The 14,830-nt window shown below is 58.9% G+C and carries 12 protein-coding genes; 11 read left to right on the top strand and 1 reads right to left on the bottom strand.

Going from position 1 to position 14,830, the window contains the following annotated elements; all coding sequences use genetic code 11:
* Positions 1–128: 128 nt before the first annotated feature.
* On the bottom strand, positions 129–1,280 hold the full coding sequence (locus M017_RS0123015) for a glycosyltransferase (protein ID WP_162180024.1): 1,152 nt from the start codon (positions 1,278–1,280) through the stop codon (positions 129–131).
* Between the two features lie 352 nt (positions 1,281–1,632).
* Here M017_RS0123015 and M017_RS0123005 point away from each other — a divergent pair, with 352 nt between their 5' ends.
* Genes M017_RS0123005 through M017_RS0122955 form a run of 11 tightly spaced genes read left to right on the top strand, consistent with a single transcriptional unit; the run spans position 1,633 to position 14,819 of the window.
* The gene (locus M017_RS0123005; protein WP_031500587.1) at positions 1,633–2,262 is read left to right on the top strand and encodes a polysaccharide biosynthesis/export family protein; all 630 of its coding nucleotides are present in this window, start codon (positions 1,633–1,635) and stop codon (positions 2,260–2,262) included.
* 10 nt (positions 2,263–2,272) lie between these two features.
* On the top strand, positions 2,273–3,838 hold the full coding sequence (locus M017_RS0123000; protein WP_238326020.1) for a GumC family protein: 1,566 nt from the start codon (positions 2,273–2,275) through the stop codon (positions 3,836–3,838).
* Between the two features lie 2 nt (positions 3,839–3,840).
* Positions 3,841–5,694: a polysaccharide biosynthesis protein gene (locus M017_RS0122995; protein WP_035958793.1), complete on the top strand. Its 1,854-nt coding sequence runs from the start codon at positions 3,841–3,843 to the stop codon at positions 5,692–5,694.
* A complete protein-coding gene (locus tag M017_RS0122990) occupies positions 5,691–6,899 on the top strand; it encodes a DegT/DnrJ/EryC1/StrS family aminotransferase (RefSeq protein WP_031500584.1) in 1,209 nt (402 codons plus the stop codon). Before M017_RS0122995 ends, M017_RS0122990 begins: the two co-directional genes overlap by 4 nt.
* Positions 6,900–6,901: 2 nt before the next feature.
* Entirely contained in the window at positions 6,902–7,552 is a 651-nt protein-coding gene (locus M017_RS0122985) for a sugar transferase (RefSeq protein ID WP_051670766.1), read from the top strand.
* Positions 7,549–8,829 (top strand): O-antigen ligase family protein, encoded by a 1,281-nt coding sequence (locus M017_RS0122980; RefSeq protein ID WP_031500582.1) that lies wholly within the window; start codon positions 7,549–7,551, stop codon positions 8,827–8,829. The genes M017_RS0122985 and M017_RS0122980 overlap by 4 nt, the downstream gene beginning before the upstream one ends.
* Complete coding sequence (locus M017_RS0122975) at positions 8,826–10,223, top strand: lipopolysaccharide biosynthesis protein (protein ID WP_031500581.1); 1,398 nt, start codon at positions 8,826–8,828, stop codon at positions 10,221–10,223. The genes M017_RS0122980 and M017_RS0122975 overlap by 4 nt, the downstream gene beginning before the upstream one ends.
* On the top strand, positions 10,220–11,200 hold the full coding sequence (locus tag M017_RS0122970; RefSeq protein ID WP_031500580.1) for a hypothetical protein: 981 nt from the start codon (positions 10,220–10,222) through the stop codon (positions 11,198–11,200). The genes M017_RS0122975 and M017_RS0122970 overlap by 4 nt, the downstream gene beginning before the upstream one ends.
* Complete coding sequence (locus M017_RS0122965) at positions 11,187–12,098, top strand: hypothetical protein (RefSeq protein WP_031500579.1); 912 nt, start codon at positions 11,187–11,189, stop codon at positions 12,096–12,098. Before M017_RS0122970 ends, M017_RS0122965 begins: the two co-directional genes overlap by 14 nt.
* Positions 12,095–13,255, top strand: a complete 1,161-nt coding sequence (locus M017_RS0122960; protein WP_031500578.1) for a glycosyltransferase family 4 protein — start codon at positions 12,095–12,097, stop codon at positions 13,253–13,255. The genes M017_RS0122965 and M017_RS0122960 overlap by 4 nt, the downstream gene beginning before the upstream one ends.
* Positions 13,248–14,819 carry a hypothetical protein gene (locus M017_RS0122955; protein ID WP_031500577.1) on the top strand — a complete coding sequence of 524 codons (1,572 nt, stop codon included), beginning with the start codon at positions 13,248–13,250 and terminating at the stop codon, positions 14,817–14,819. The genes M017_RS0122960 and M017_RS0122955 overlap by 8 nt, the downstream gene beginning before the upstream one ends.
* The last annotated feature ends 11 nt before the right edge of the window (positions 14,820–14,830 follow it).

Genomic DNA, 14,830 nt, shown 5'->3' with positions numbered 1-14,830 from the left:
ACACTCTAATCAATTCTAATCGAAGGAAGTCATTCCAAAGAAGAGTGCATTGCACCGCGATTTTCGCCGTGCTATGCTACAGCGCAAATTACTCTCAGAACCTATGGAACCTGCTGGGCCGCAGAGTCTTATCTACGGATCGCGTCTGCGCTGCACTGGCTAGAGCAATAGCGTGTATAGAACGCATAGCCAGCACGGCCTAGATCCTGCATCGCACCCCGGGCAATCAGAGAATCCACTCGTTCCAGATACAGGGCCGGATCATAGCGATCCACCATGGCGATGCATCCTGCGTCCCGCCAGCGTTGTTCGGTAATGTCCCCGTCATTAGAAATCACGGCTTTGGCCAGGGCCACGGCAGCCATCAGGGTTCCCCGCCGCGAAGTGACGCCGTCCGGATAAGGTTGCACCATCAAGTCACAGGCGCCAATGCGCGTCGCGATCGCATCTCCACTCAACGCGCCGGTTGCAGTGACACGTGCCGCCAGTTCCGGATACTGCGCAATCAGCGCCGCTCGAAATTGTTCACTCCCAGAACCAATGAGAAGAAAGTGCCGTCCCCGGTCATTTGCCAGAAGATGAGGAACTAACTTGGCGATTAGATCGGAAACCGGTTCGCGATAAGTACCAAAGTGACCCAAAAGAAGAGTCCCATCACCCAAGACTTCTGCACGTAATTGGCTGGCAAGGTCTGCATCATAAGATTCCGCGACATTGCTCGGAACTGGCAAGGCCGTCACCGGCACACCCGGCCGGGCCAAAGGAAGTACCTGCGGCAGCCAGGCCTCGGTGGAGAGAAAGATCCGGTCCGCCGCCTTGGCGAGCCAGCGTAACATCAAGCGCGTCACATAGTGCAGAAGGCGCGCGCGCCAGTCCGACCCGGCCTCGGCACTCACCAACGTTTCATGCATCATGACCGTGGTATTGGCAGGCTTGCGCAACAGCAGCCAGAGACAAAACCAGGCCGGTAATCCCCGAAAACGGCTGTGTACCCTGGGCCCAAAGGCCTGAGGAACATATTGCACCAGGATCCGGTAAGGTGGGGGCACTTTCCGGAGTTGCCGCTCCAGTTCGAGAAGCCCACGCGGAGTGAAGTGACTCCCCAGACGAAGAACCTCGACCCCTTCAACTAAGGGCCGTTCCCCAACTCTTGTTTCAGGTCCGCTCCACAACCAGACCCGGTCACCTGCCTCCGCCAGACGCTTGGCTAAAACCAGCGTATAGTCGGCAATTCCGCCTTCATCCGGCGGATAGGATCCCGTAAGAATGACCCAGTTCACAGAGGCTCCAAACACGCTTTTGCTTGCAGTGTAGCGGATTGAATCCACTTCGTTTTTTTTTAATGTGGATCACCGGGAAGATCCATCAGTTCTATGGTACCCACTTAGAACTATTTCCCCGGAACTTTCGTCCTGCCTACACGGATTCAATCTAAGTCTTTTCTCCTAAGTGCTTTAGGGGTATGACAATCCCAATTGCCATTATTTTCAACACACTTCTCTTTGTCCGGGTATTGGAGGGAGGGTGCGTGGGGCGGCCAGAAAGAGCCCTAGGTCTGGCGCGATCGAAACGGTCTCAGTACTAGAGGCCCATTGAAGACCTTAGGTTCAGATTCTACGATGCCAATACGCAATGATACGTGCATTTCTTCTGCTGGCAGCCACTCTATGCTTTGGCCAGTTTGCCGATCGCCAACCCCGGTACCAACTCCAAGTCGGCGATGTCATGGAAGTGCAGTTCCGGCTCACTCCAGAATTCACGCAGACCCTCACCATCCACCCCGACGGTTTTGTCCAGCTCAAGAGCGTCGAAGATCTCAAACTGTCCGGCCTGTCTGTTGCCGAAGCTCGTGACGCCATCGCAAAGGTGTATGCAAAGATTCTCGTCGAACCGGAGATCAGCATCGTTCTCAAGGAATTCGAAAAGCCCTGGTTTGTCGTCAATGGAGAAGTCTCCAAGCCAGGCCGCTTTGATCTTAAGGGCAATGTCTCGCTGACCGACGCCCTTGCCATTGCCGGTGGATTTACCCGCGACGCCAAACGGGGCGAGGTTTTGCTGGTGCGCCGGATCTCGAGTGCCCAGTACGAGACCAAGCGGATCCGGACCCGGGAGATTCTCGAGAAGGGTCATTTTGAGGAAGATCTTGCGTTGCGAAGTGGGGATGCCGTTTACGTTTCCCGTTCGCCCTTTGCCAATGTCGAACGTATTCTGAGTGCCACGCAACTGGGCTTTATCTTAAGTTCGGGTGTTCTCTGGAGATAGCAACATGGAGATGAACAGCCTGCCCCAACTCCCCTCCAATCGCACCGCACGCCGGACTCCTAGCAGAGGAGCGCAGCATCGCAGAACGGATTCGCAGGATCTACGCGTCGCCGGTACGGCCGAGGTCGGCACCATTCTGGCCCTGATCCTACGCCGCCGCTGGCCCATTCTCCTCACCTTTCTGGGAGTGTTTGGATCCGCCGTTGGATATACGTTTTTCAAACCACCCCTCTATGAAGCCGAAATGCGCATCCGCCTTTCCGGCCAGCCAGAAACAGCCGGGACGCCGAACCACGATTCCGGGGTTGCCGAAGTCGAGATCCTGAAGTCCCGCAGCGTGCTTGAAGAGTTGGCCCGGAAGACAGGGATGGGAGCCAAGGGCGTCGAGACACTCGAAAACGACATCAAGGCCACAGGCTTGACCGGAACGAATCTAATCCAGGTGAAATACCGCGACCGGAGCGCAGAAAACAGCGCGCGCATTTTGAATCTGCTCGGGGAGATCTATCTGTCCAAGCAGAAACAACTGAACCAACACCCTGCCACTGCCACCCTGTACACAGCCAAGTTGCAGGAAGTGGAGGCCCAGTGGGCCGCCGCGCAAGAAGAGCTTGATCTGCTCCGCCAGGAATCGAGCACGCCGATGCTGCTCGAACAACGGCAGTCTGCCGTGCGCCGCGGCAGCGACCTCGAAAGTGGACTCGAAGAGGTCCGCAGCCAGATCGCCGAAGCACGCGACAAACTGGCCGCCATCCAGGCACAACTGGCGCAACAACCTTCGGCAATCGAGAGCAACCGCAGAACGGCTGCCAGCACCGGACTGGTGGAAGGGCTGAAGAGCCAGTTGCTGCAACTCGAAGTCCAGCGCACCGACCTGCTCAGCAAATATGATCCGTCCAACCGGAATGTGAAACAGCTGGAAAAACAGATTGCAACCGTCAAAGAGATGCTCGAACGCGAACAGAGCTTTCGAGTGGTTGAACGAACCGAAAGCCTGAATCCGCTCCACCAGAGCCTCTCGGCAGAAAAGCTGCGGCTCGAGTCCTCGCTGGCCGGGCTGCGGGCCCGGGAAGTCGCATTGACCGGTGCCGCCAGCCGTGTGCGTGGGGCCAGCGCCCAGATGGAAGAGTTCTCGATCCGGTTGGAGGAACTGACCCGGAAGGCAAAGATTGCAGAAGACACCTATCTGCTCTTTCTCAAGAAGGAACAAGAGGCGCAAGCGGCCGATCTGGCAGCCGGCATCAGCGGAATGCAAGCCTCGATCCTCGAAGCGGCGGCGGTACCGCTGGCCCCGGTCAGCAATCATCGCAGCTTCGTTCTCGCACTGGGCTTTCTGGCAGCCTGCTTCTTTGCCGCAGCAGCCAGCCTGATTACGGAATATGTGGTCTATGCGCTCCCTCATGCGATTGCGGCAGCGCGCATCGTACAATCCGCCCCGATCCGGGTGCCCCTGGCCGGACCGGGAGATGCGGCCGCCTTCCACCGCAAACGGCTCGATCCAACGAACCTCAGTTCGCTGCCCGTTCCGCTGCACCAGGAAGTGATCTCCACTACGGAAAGCGAACCCGTGCAATGAAAATGAAAACGACAAAAACTACCCAACGCCTCGCCCTGTCGTTTCTGATTTTCCTCTCTGCAGTCTCCTACCTCCTGGCTTTTGAGCTGCGCTTTGAGTTCCACCTCAGTACCTCCGACTGGGCGAGCATTGCCATCACTCTGCCCGTGCTTGTCGTTTTGCGCCTTCTTGGTTTTGTCACCTTCGATATCAACCGCCGCCCGGCATCGACGGGAAGCTTCGCCGATTTCGCACCGCTGGTCTCCTCGATCGCACTGTCTTCGCTTGGCTTCAGCCTGGTCGTGCTGCTCCTGCTCCAACCGTTGGGCATCTCCCGCGCCGTGATCCTCATCGAAGCGCTTCTGAGCATCCTCACGGGCATCACCTACTTCAGCCTGGCCCGGGTGACCAGCCGGGTGAAAGGCGACCTGGACCAGACCCGCGAACGCGCCATCGTCGTCCTGGGCGAGGAGCCGATTGAATCGTTGAAGGCCGTCTTTGACGATCCCCGCTTTCTGCCTGTTGGTTTCGTGAGTACGAAGACGATGCCGCCGTCCAGCCTCATCTTTGGCGTTCCTTATCTGGGGGCGATCCAGGAAGTTTTGGAACTGGCCAAGCGCCATCGCTGCGGCATCGTCGTCATTGCCTATCCGTCGCTCCAGCACCGCGAGTTGCTGCACCTCACCCGGAAGACGATTGATGCAGGTCTGGAATATGTCCTGCTGCGCAGCGGCCGTAGAAACCGCTATACCAGTATTCCGCTGGTGGATGAAGTGGGCATCGAAGTGCTCCTGCAGCGGGAAGAAGTGGGCATCCACTATGACCAGCTGAAACATTTTATTGAGCATCGTCCGGTGCTGGTGACCGGCGCGGGTGGCTCGATCGGAGGCGAGTTGAGCCGGCAGTTGGCGGCGCTCGAACCGAGCCACCTTTACCTTTTAGACCATTCGGAGAACTGCCTCTTCTTCATCCTGCGGGAACTCAAAGAGAAGTTCCCCAAGCTGCATCTGGTGCCGTTGCTGGTTGATATTACCGATGAGCACACCTTGCGGGAAGAGTTTGAACTGGCGCGGCCCGAGCTGGTCTTTCATGCCGCCGCCCATAAGCATGTGGGCATGATGGAAGCCCGCCCGCAGGCTGCGTTGCGGAATAACTTGATCGGCACCACCAATGTCGCGCTGGCAGCGGCAGCCGTCGGAGTAGACCGGATGATCAACATTTCCACCGATAAAGCCGTGCGCCCCACCTCCTTTATGGGCTTGTCCAAGCGCCTGGCCGAGATGGTGATCTCGGAGTTGAATGAGCGCCATGGAACGCACTTTGTCACGGTCCGCTTCGGCAATGTTGCCGGATCCAATGGCAGCGTGGTCCAGCTCTTTGATCAGGAACTCCGCCAGAGCCGGCATCTCCACGTCACCGACCGCAAGGCCACCCGCTTCTTTATGTCGATTCCCGAGGCCGTTCGCCTGGTGCTGCAGGCAGGAGCGTTTGCCGAAACAGGCGGCATCTTCATGCTTGAGATGGGCGCACCCGTGAATATCTATGAGCTCGCTCACACGATGATCCGTCTCAGCGGCCAGCGCCCGGGGAAGGACATCAAAATCCATCTGACTGGGCTCACCGCAGCCGAAAAGATGAATGAAGAATTGAATGACGATGGCGAGATTCCGACCGCGACCGCACATCCTCGCATTCTCGGAATCCAGCCCACAGCGCCCTCGCGAAAAAGCGAACTGGTGGAGCAGTTGCCCCGCTGGCGCCACTTACTCGCAGCTGGTAAACACCTGCAGGTATTTGAGGAACTGCCGGGCTACTGGCCGGCGACCACACAAATCACAATCCCGGCACAGAAGCTTGCCCGGGGAGGAACTCGATGAACAATGCTACAGTCGCTGCACAGCGCAGCGTTCCTTTCTTTCGGCCCTCTGTAGGAGAGGCGGAAAAGACCGCCGTCCTCAAGGTCCTCGAAGGAGGCTGGCTCACCACCGGCAAGAAGACCAAAGAGTTTGAAGAACGTTTCGCGGCCAGCGTCGGCGCCAAGTACGCGGTTGCCTTAAATTCCTGCACCGCTGCGCTGCACTTAGCCCTCGAGGCGATCGGACTCGCCCCTGGCGATCAGGTGCTGGTGCCGAATATGACGTTCGCCGCAACCGCAGAAGTGGTTCGCTACTTTGGAGCCAAGCCGGTGCTGGTGGATTGCGAAGCCGAGACGCTCTGCCTCGATCCGCAGCAGGCCTACAGCGCCGCGCGGCGGGCCCAAGCCAGCGGCCCGCTGAAGGCAATTCTTCCGATGCATTATGGCGGGCAGATGGCCGATATGGACGCTATGCATGCCTTGGGTGCGGAGTTCGGAATCCCGGTGATCGAGGATGCGGCTCACACCTTGCCGGCCTATCGCCGGGATGCGGCAGGGGAATGGCGTCCGGTCGGACATGGCTCGAGCGCCGCCTGTTTCTCTTTCTATGCAAACAAATGCATCACCACCGGCGAGGGGGGCATGGCGACCACCAATGACGAGGCCCTGGCCGACCGCATGCGCATGATGAGTTTGCATGGCCTGTCGCGCTCGGCCTGGAATCGGTTCGAGAGCAAGGGGAGCTGGTATTACGAAATTGTCGCCCCCGGCTTCAAGTACAACCTCACCGATGTCGCCGGAGCGCTGGGCGTTGCGCAGTTGGGACGCAGTGAAGAATTCTGGCAGGCTCGCCGCCGCATTGCCTCGCTCTATCGGGAGCAGCTCAGTGAGGTGGCTGAAATCGAAGTCCCCGCCGAACGGGAAGACTGTCAAAGTTCGTGGCATCTCTTTTCAACGCGGCTGCATCTCGATCGCTTGACGATCGACCGGGCCCGCTTCATCGAGGAGATGAAGGAGCATGGCATCACTTGCTCGGTGCACTGGATGCCCTTGCATCTCCATCCCTACTATCGCGAGACCTACGGCTTTGCACCGGAAGAGTATCCGGTGGCAAACGCGCTGTGGCCGCGCCTGGTTTCTCTTCCCATCTTTCCTTCGATGACCGACGAAGAAGTGGAAATTGTAGTGAGCGCCGTACGCACGATCTGCGCGGAGAACCGCGCTTAACTATGTCTCTCAAACGGACATTCGACGTACTCACCAGTGGCGTCGCGCTACTGGTGCTGGCGCCGCTGTTCGGTCTGATCGCACTCGCAATCAAGATCTCAAGCCCCGGGCCGCTCTTCTATGTGGCCCCGCGAGCCGGACGGGGCAAAACGCTGTTCGGCCAGCTGAAGTTTCGGACAATGCATCTCCACGCGGATCGGGCCGGAGCATTCACCGCGAAGAACGACACCCGGATCTTTGCCGTAGGCAAGATTCTGCGGATGTTGAAGGTGGATGAGCTCCCACAGTTGCTCAATGTCCTCAAGGGAGAGATGTCGATCGTGGGCCCGCGTCCGGAGGACTGGGAAACCGTTGCAACCTGCTACACGCAGGAGCAACTCCGCGTTCTGGAGGCGACGCCGGGACTGACCGGATTGCCGCAAGTGCGCTTTTTCCCGGACCTGTCGATCATCGACACCGGCGGCATGGATCCGCAAGAGCACTACCGCAAGATCATTCTCCCCATGCGTCTTGCCATGGACCTGGAATACATCGAGAAGCAGAGCTTCCTGTATGACCTTGGCCTCATTTTTCGCACCGCCTATCTCATCGCTTTCCGGGCTCCCTGGATCTTAGTCACCGGCCGGATGCCGCGTGTTGAAATTCCCGCATGAGCAGCATCGTCCATCCTCATCCGCAGATGTTGACCGTGATCGCGGGCGACTTTCCGCGCTTGCGCCGTGTCCTGCTCGTGCTCTTCTTTGCCGCGCTGCCCTTGAGCAAAGTAGTGCTGATGAGCGGCAAGGCGATCAACTTCTCCTTTGCCGATCTGCTGCTGCCGCCGGTCTTCGGGTTGCTTGCCTGCCTGAGCATCACCGGAAATCTGAAGCTGCCCTTCCTCACAATCAGTCTGCTGAATTGCGGCCTTGTACTCGCCAGCGCATTGCTCAACATGGAGACCGGGCTGCTCACCCGCGGCCAGACCAGTAACCTGGTCGAGCTCATCAAATGGTTCGTTCTCTGGGCCTATTTCTACGCTGCTATCAATCTGATGCCGCAGGCGCGGGACTTTCGGCTGGGGCTCTTATCCTGGGTGCTTTCGAGTGCTGCGGTGGCAGCGCTTGGCGTGGGTGGTTCGCTGTTCTATCAGCTCACCGGCATCCAGAATCCATTCAGCCTGCATTACCGCGCACAGGGCACCTTCGAGGATTCGAACTTGTTCGCAACCTATGTCAGCGCCTCGATGCTCCTCGCAATCCTCTACCGCCGCATCTCCGGCTATCGTGCCTCCTGGATCTGGCTCATCATCGGTCTGGATCTCTGCGCCGTGGTCCTATCGGCATCCCGCGGGGCGCTGCTCGCGCTCACCCTCGGCTTCGGCTTTCTGTGGCTCTTCTTCACGTCGCTGCGCATGAAAATCGCGATTGCGAGTCTTGCCGGAATCGTGATCTTGCTCGCCCTTGCCTCGCCGGGGCAAAAAGAATTTCTCGCATCGAACCCGATCACCCAACGCCTCGCCACAACGACGGTGAATGTCAATAATCCGGAAGCAGAACAGCGCAAGTGGCTTTGGAGCGAAGCGATCCAAACCTGGAAAGAGCATCCGTTCTTTGGCGCCGGACGCGGTAACCATGGCCCCAAACTACCGGGAGGAAAGATCGAGATTCCGGCGGCGCATAATACGTACCTCGGCCTTCTTGCGGAACTGGGCGTCTTTGGCTTTCTCAGCCTCGCCGTCCTGGTGGCCGCAATCGCCTACCCGTTGCTCTGGACAACGGGTACAATCGACCGTTTCTCCCCTGCCCTGCTCATCACCAGCCTGCTGATGTTTGCGCTGAACGGAATGACGATCAACCTCGAGAACTGCCGTGCGCTGTGGGTGCTCTTTGCCATCTGCACAGTGTTCACCCAAAACAGGCGAGAGATCCTCGGCGTTTGGAGGGACCGATGACTGTTGTCTCCGACGTTCGCAAAATGAGCATGGCCGCGGCAATCGGCGTGTTGCTGACCGCGGCCCGCTCAATCTTGCTGCTGCGTTTCGTCGGCCCGGATACGATTGGCGTCTGGAAGTCGGTGATGATGCTTTATGTCTTCGCCGAAATCCTCCGTTTCGGAGTCCAGCGCGGGCTGAGCGCCCGCTTGCCGCTGCTGCTCGGAGAGGGAAAGACCGACGAAGCAGACCGCATCACGAGATCCGTTACCTCCTTCGCGTTCTACTCAGGACTTCTGATGGTGGCAGTCTGTCTCCTGCTCAGCCTGCTGAATCGTGGCTCCCAGTACGGAATGGGTTTCCTCTTGATGGCGGGAGTTCTCTTCTCGGCCCAGTTCCATATCCTCATCCGCGAGGTGACGGTCGCGCGTCATCGCTTTGGCAACCGCGCCCTCGAGACCCTGTTCTCCTCCACCATCGACTTTGCCGCCATCCTGGGGCTCGGTTCCTGGTTTGGGCTGGTAGGAATCGGAATCGGAACCATCGCCTGCATCGCCATCCCGGCCCTCTATCTCTTTGCCGCCAACCGTCAGGCGATCTCGCTCCGTCCCGCATGGCCCGATTGGATCAGTTTGGCGCGTGAAGGCTTCCGTTTCAGCATCATGGATGCGCTGTACTCCTGTCTGCGCTTCTCCGATGTCGCGGCGCTTGCCTTTCTCGGAGGAAGCCATGTTGTCGGACTCTATACGCTCAGCCAGCTTTCACATGACTTCTCGATGTTCATCATTCTCGCGGCCGTGGGCCAGGTGGTGACACCCCATCTGATGCGAGTCTATGGCGAGACGGGGTCACTGGCCCGCGCCGCCGAAGTGATGGATGGTCCCTTGCGTTGGATCTCATTGCTGCTGCCCCCCATTCTGGGCTTGGGCACCCTGGTCGGCCCGCCCATCGTCGAATGGCTGCTGCCTGCGTATGCACCGGGACTCGATGCGCTGCAATACTCACTGTGGAGCGTTTTTTTCCTGGCGCTCCATGCCGCGCAGGTCGCCTTTTTCCAAGCTTCTGGACAATTCCCCCGGCTCTTCCGCATCTTTGCCTGGATCGCACCAGCTGGGCTCCTGGCGCAATGGATCTCCTGGAATCATGCGGGCGGTCTCGATGGCGCCGCCCTCACCGGCGCGGCCACTCTCTTTGTGGCGGCAGCGGCCGAGTATCTGTCGATCCGGAGAATCCTCGGCGAATCTCATTTCGAGAGCATCCTACGCTTCAGCCGCCTGTGTCTGCCCTTTGCCGTCTCCTTTGCGGCCTGTCAACTTTTACCGAACCCGGCGATCACGCTCGTGGTTCTCTGTATTACACCTTGCGTCGCCTTCTGGTGGCGCCCTTTACGACTTCAATTGGAGCAATCGCAATGACCTCGATGGAAGCTTCGCTCCCCATCCCAACCTTGGCCAGCCGTCCCCGCGGGGAACGCACCGCAGAGTTTCTCGAACGCCGCGGCAGAACTGTTTTTGCCGATTCCGGCTATTGGTGGGCCAGCATTGATGCCGGCAGCCGCTCGTTTCTCAGTTGTTCCGAGCATCTCGTGCTGCCCTTGCAGCCCGAGGAAGTCAGTTCCATCCTCCGCCGCCACAACGGTGTCGCCGCACAGTATGCGAACCAGGATTCTGGCGCTGACAGCGGTGTGTATCTACAACCGGACCGCACTTACAACTTCGAGCATGTCCAAAAGCGGATGCGCAACTTCATCCGCAAAGGGCTGCAGCACTTCACCATCCGGCCGGTGGAGAAAGCGGACTTATCCTTGCGCGGGATTGAGATCAATACCGACACAATGAGCCGCCATCAGGTGTTCCGGGATGAGTTTTCCGACCCAGAACTTTGGAACCGCAACGTCGAAGCGATCTACGGCATGGAAGGCACCGTCTGCATGGGCGCCTACCAGGACGGCCTGCTCGTAGGTTATGTTTATGGCGTCATCGATGACGGCATCCTCTTTCTGATGGTCCAGAAATCGACAAATACCGCGCTCGAATTGCACGCCAACCCAGCACTGCTGTTTGAGACCTGCCGCGCTGCCTTTGCCAGCGGCCAGGTGCGGGCGATCTCGCTCGGCACGGTTCCTTTTCTGAACTCCCCCAATCTGCATCACTTTAAGACCCGGATGGGCTTTGAACTCCACCCCTACAAGATGCGCATTCAATTGCATCCTGTGCTTGAGCCGTTCGCACACCCCGGTCTGCTGAGCTTCCTGGCCAATCATGCGTCGAAGCTTCCGAAGATCGGCGCCAGATTGGAATATCATGCAAAGCTTCTCAAGCTGGGACGTGGATACAACACGCAGCCGTTAGTGGAAGCGAGTACGGAGGCCACAGAACATGCAGGGAGTTAAGACAGCGAAGTTCTTTGAACGCCGCGGACGGCGTATCGAGGAGTTTGGCGGCGTCCTTTGGCACGCAGTGGAGAAACGCATGCTCATTGCGCTTCCCTACCATCTGGACCTGAGTTTTGAACAAGCGCAAACGGCTGGGTTTCTCTGGAGCACCAACAGTGCGGGGTTGCGTTACGGATCTTCCACGCAGCCCGGAACGCCCAGCGGCATTTACACGATTCGAGACAAAGAGTACAGCATCGAGAAACTGCCGAAGAAGTACCGCCGGGATGTGCGCATCGGGCTCGAACGCTGTGAGATCCGTGAGGTCGACGGCGACACGCTGCTCCGTGAAGGGCTGCAGATGAATATCGAAACCATGCAGCGGCAGAAACGCTGGGAAGCCGAATACGGCGACGCCAAGCAGTTTGAACGCCTGGTGCGCGCCATTGCGGACAGCGACGGCATTTTTGCCTTGGGAGCCTTTGTCGAAGGCCGTCTCGGCGCGTATGCGGTTTGTGCCCGCGAAGACGGCTGGCTCCATCATCTGCATCAATTCTCCGCACTCGAGTTGCTTCCGCACTACTGCAACCATGCGCTGTGCTTTGAGATGACACGCCGCGAAATGGCCCGTCCCGATGTCGAGGCCTTCTGCGATGGCTTCACGCCCTTGGTGCCGCTCGATGGGCTGGACCACTTTAAGAAGAATCAACTGTTCCAATTGGAAGCACGCAATACCGTCAGCCACTTGCATCCCGTCCTCGACCACACCCTGGCCAGTTCTGCCGGCAAAGCGCTGCTCGGTCGATGGCAGGCTAAGCATCCGGAAGACCAGCGCATCAGCCGCGTGCTGAGCATTGTCGAGGCCGCCCGCGCCGCCAAACAACCCATGACAGTCGAGGAGTTCGGAGCACAATGAAAGTCGTTCATTTTCTCGGTGGCGGCAACTTCGGCGGTGGGACGCTGGTCGTCCTTCCCATCGTGCGCGCCCAGGCCCAGCGGGGCGATCAGGTTTGGGTGTTTGCCAATGATGGCGAATCCTGCCGTCTGCTGCGCGAAGCTGGAGCGCAAACCATCTCCATCCCGTGCTGGCGCGGCCCCATCACGCCTCTCGACATCCTTCCGTTTCTCAAGTTCTTCTGGTTCTGCTGCAGCAAACGGATCGACCTGGCGATTACTCACACCTCCAAGGGGGGATTCCTGGGGCGCATTGCCGCCCGTCTGGCCGGAGTACCAAAGGTTGTTCACTATATCCATGGCTTTGGCTTCCATACCTTCACGCCGCCCCGGCAGCGCAGCTTCTATATCAGTCTTGAGAAACTGGCGGCCCGCTTTGCCGACATGCACGTAGCGGTGGGGGATATGCACCGCATCATCGCAATTGAGGAAGAGATCTGTCCCCCGGAGAAGGTCGTCACCGTTTTGAATGGCGTGGATCTGAGTCCCTTTGATCGCATCGACCGCAACGAGGCACGCAAGAGTTTCGGCTTTGGACCGGCGGACCTGATCCTCGGCAGCGCCGGGCGCCTGGCTACACAAAAGGGCTTTGAGTACATGCTCTCGGCGATGCCGGCGATCCTGGCCAAACATCCTCGCGCCAAGCTTGCGATTTGCGGAACGGGAGAACTTGAAGAAAGCCTCAAGCAGCAGGCGGTTGCGCTGCGGATCGAAAAGCAGGTGCAGTTCCTCGGCTTTCGCCCCGACGCCCGCGAGTTCATGGTGGGCTGTGACATCTTTGTCCACCCCTCACTTTGGGAAGGTCTTTCGATCTCGCTGATGGAAGCAATGGGCTCGGCGACACCGATTGCAAGCTCGCGCATCCCCGGGAATATCGAGATGATCCGCCATGCCGAAAACGGCTTGCTCATGGAACCCCGTGACCCAAAGAACATCGCCGCCACCGTCCTCCGCATGTTAGACGACCCGGCCTGGGCGATCTCCCTTGGCAAGCAGGCAGCCCGGGATGCCCGGGAGTTCTTCACCGTCGAACGGATGGTGACCGAGAATCTGGCGGTCTATGACAGGCTCTGTGGAAAATCGCCCGTCGCATCGGAGACCCGGACCGTCAATGCGTAAGTGGATCGCACTCTTGGGCCTGCTCAGCCCGCTCCTGGCGGTCGAGACGGGCACACATTGGGCGAACCCGGCTGATTTTGTGCAGCTGCGGAAGCTCGGCTATCAATACGCCGTAGTCTCCTTCTCTACCCGGGAATCCGAATGGAAATCCACCTTCGACGCTGCAGATGCAGCAGGAATCCGGCTGGTTGCGGGAGTCTATCCGCCGCCCTACACCCTGTCCAACGGGAGTTGGACCATCAGTTCCGCCGGGCAGCGTTTCCTCAGCTATGCCGCCACCCGCTCCACCACGGTGAAGGCCATCTTCGGCTTCAATGAGCCCTATTGGACGAATCCCTTTACCGGCACAACAAGCTACTGCGGCAATCTCAGCGCAACCGAATTGCGCTCCTTACGCAACGCCATCCGGCAGGTCTGGCCCGAAGCCAAGGTCTATCACGACATCGGCAACCCATCCGCCTGGGCTCCCGGCGGTACGCTCCGCAGGCAGTATGCCTGTATCGGAGACAAATACGCCGACCAGACCGGCGTGGCTGATTTCGTTGGCATCTGGGCTTATCCCTTCGATAAGAACGGTCAGTACAACAAGACCGAGTCGCTCGAAACACTACGCATCGAGACCAGCTACACGCGGACGCAGATGAAGGCCGAACCCGTCCTGCTCGGCCAGAGTTTTCTCTGCCCGAATTGTGGAGAGGCCACCCGCTTTCCGAGCGTCGCGGAGCTCCAGGATTGGAACTGCGCCCTCCGGACCCTGAAACCAGAGAGCCTCAGTTGGTATGTCTGGCAACAAGAGATCTATGCAGACTATCTGAAACTCCATCCAAGCCACTGGACCTCCACCAGCGCCAGCGTCTGCCCAGGCGCCACAACGCCACAGATCAAGGCCAGCATCGCGGGGGAGAGTTTGATTGAAAACACCAGTGCGCCCGGAGCCATCCTCAGTCTGTACGGAACCAACTTCTCGACACAGACGGCCAGCACCGGCGGCTATCCGCTCCCTCGCACCCTTGCCGAAGTGGTGGTGATGATCAATGGGATTGCAGCACCGCTCTACTATGTATCTCCCACACAGATCAACGTCCAGGTGCCTTGGGAAAATCGCACCGGCAGTCTGCTGCTCCAGGTCCTCAGCAGTGGGGTAGAAAGCAATGCGCTGAGCCTCCTGGTAGTGGACTCCTATCCCAGCCTCTTCACCTTTCCATACAAGACCCTCGAACTGGCCGCAGCGCTCAACGCAATCACCAATGCGGTGATCACCACCGATACGCCGGCGAAGACCGAGAGCATCGTCGCGCTCTTTGCCAGTGGCCTCGGAGCCCTGCAATCGACCAATCCGCCCTCGGGAGAGCCCTTCCTCGAAGCGGCTTCGATCACCACCCCGTTGAGCGTCAAGGTGGGAGGGGTGGCGGCGACGGTCCTCTACGCGGGTGCCGCCCCGGGTTTCGCAGGCGTCTATCAAGTGAATGCGAAACTGCCGCCCGGCCTCTCCCCGGGCAATTATGCGGTCTGGATCGAGATGGCAGGCCGCGCCAGTAATGGCGGTCTCTTACCCGTCCGGTAGCTTCACGCTAC

Origin of the sequence: Bryobacter aggregatus MPL3 (genome assembly GCF_000702445.1) — a bacterium.
GTDB lineage: Bacteria > Acidobacteriota > Terriglobia > Bryobacterales > Bryobacteraceae > Bryobacter > Bryobacter aggregatus.
This window is presented reverse-complemented; position numbering and strand designations above follow the sequence as displayed.

Excerpts from the sequence above, each read along its gene's own strand:
- M017_RS0123005 (WP_031500587.1), top strand. The coding sequence starts at position 1,633 with ATGATACGTGCATTTCTTCTGCTGGCAGCCACTCTATGCTTTGGCCAG.
- M017_RS0123000 (WP_238326020.1), top strand. The coding sequence starts at position 2,273 with ATGAACAGCCTGCCCCAACTCCCCTCCAATCGCACCGCACGCCGGACT.
- M017_RS0122995 (WP_035958793.1), top strand. The coding sequence starts at position 3,841 with ATGAAAACGACAAAAACTACCCAACGCCTCGCCCTGTCGTTTCTGATT.
- M017_RS0122990 (WP_031500584.1), top strand. The coding sequence starts at position 5,691 with ATGAACAATGCTACAGTCGCTGCACAGCGCAGCGTTCCTTTCTTTCGG.
- M017_RS0122985 (WP_051670766.1), top strand. The coding sequence starts at position 6,902 with ATGTCTCTCAAACGGACATTCGACGTACTCACCAGTGGCGTCGCGCTA.
- M017_RS0122980 (WP_031500582.1), top strand. The coding sequence starts at position 7,549 with ATGAGCAGCATCGTCCATCCTCATCCGCAGATGTTGACCGTGATCGCG.
- M017_RS0122975 (WP_031500581.1), top strand. The coding sequence starts at position 8,826 with ATGACTGTTGTCTCCGACGTTCGCAAAATGAGCATGGCCGCGGCAATC.
- M017_RS0122970 (WP_031500580.1), top strand. The coding sequence starts at position 10,220 with ATGACCTCGATGGAAGCTTCGCTCCCCATCCCAACCTTGGCCAGCCGT.
- M017_RS0122965 (WP_031500579.1), top strand. The coding sequence starts at position 11,187 with ATGCAGGGAGTTAAGACAGCGAAGTTCTTTGAACGCCGCGGACGGCGT.
- M017_RS0122960 (WP_031500578.1), top strand. The coding sequence starts at position 12,095 with ATGAAAGTCGTTCATTTTCTCGGTGGCGGCAACTTCGGCGGTGGGACG.
- M017_RS0122955 (WP_031500577.1), top strand. The coding sequence starts at position 13,248 with ATGCGTAAGTGGATCGCACTCTTGGGCCTGCTCAGCCCGCTCCTGGCG.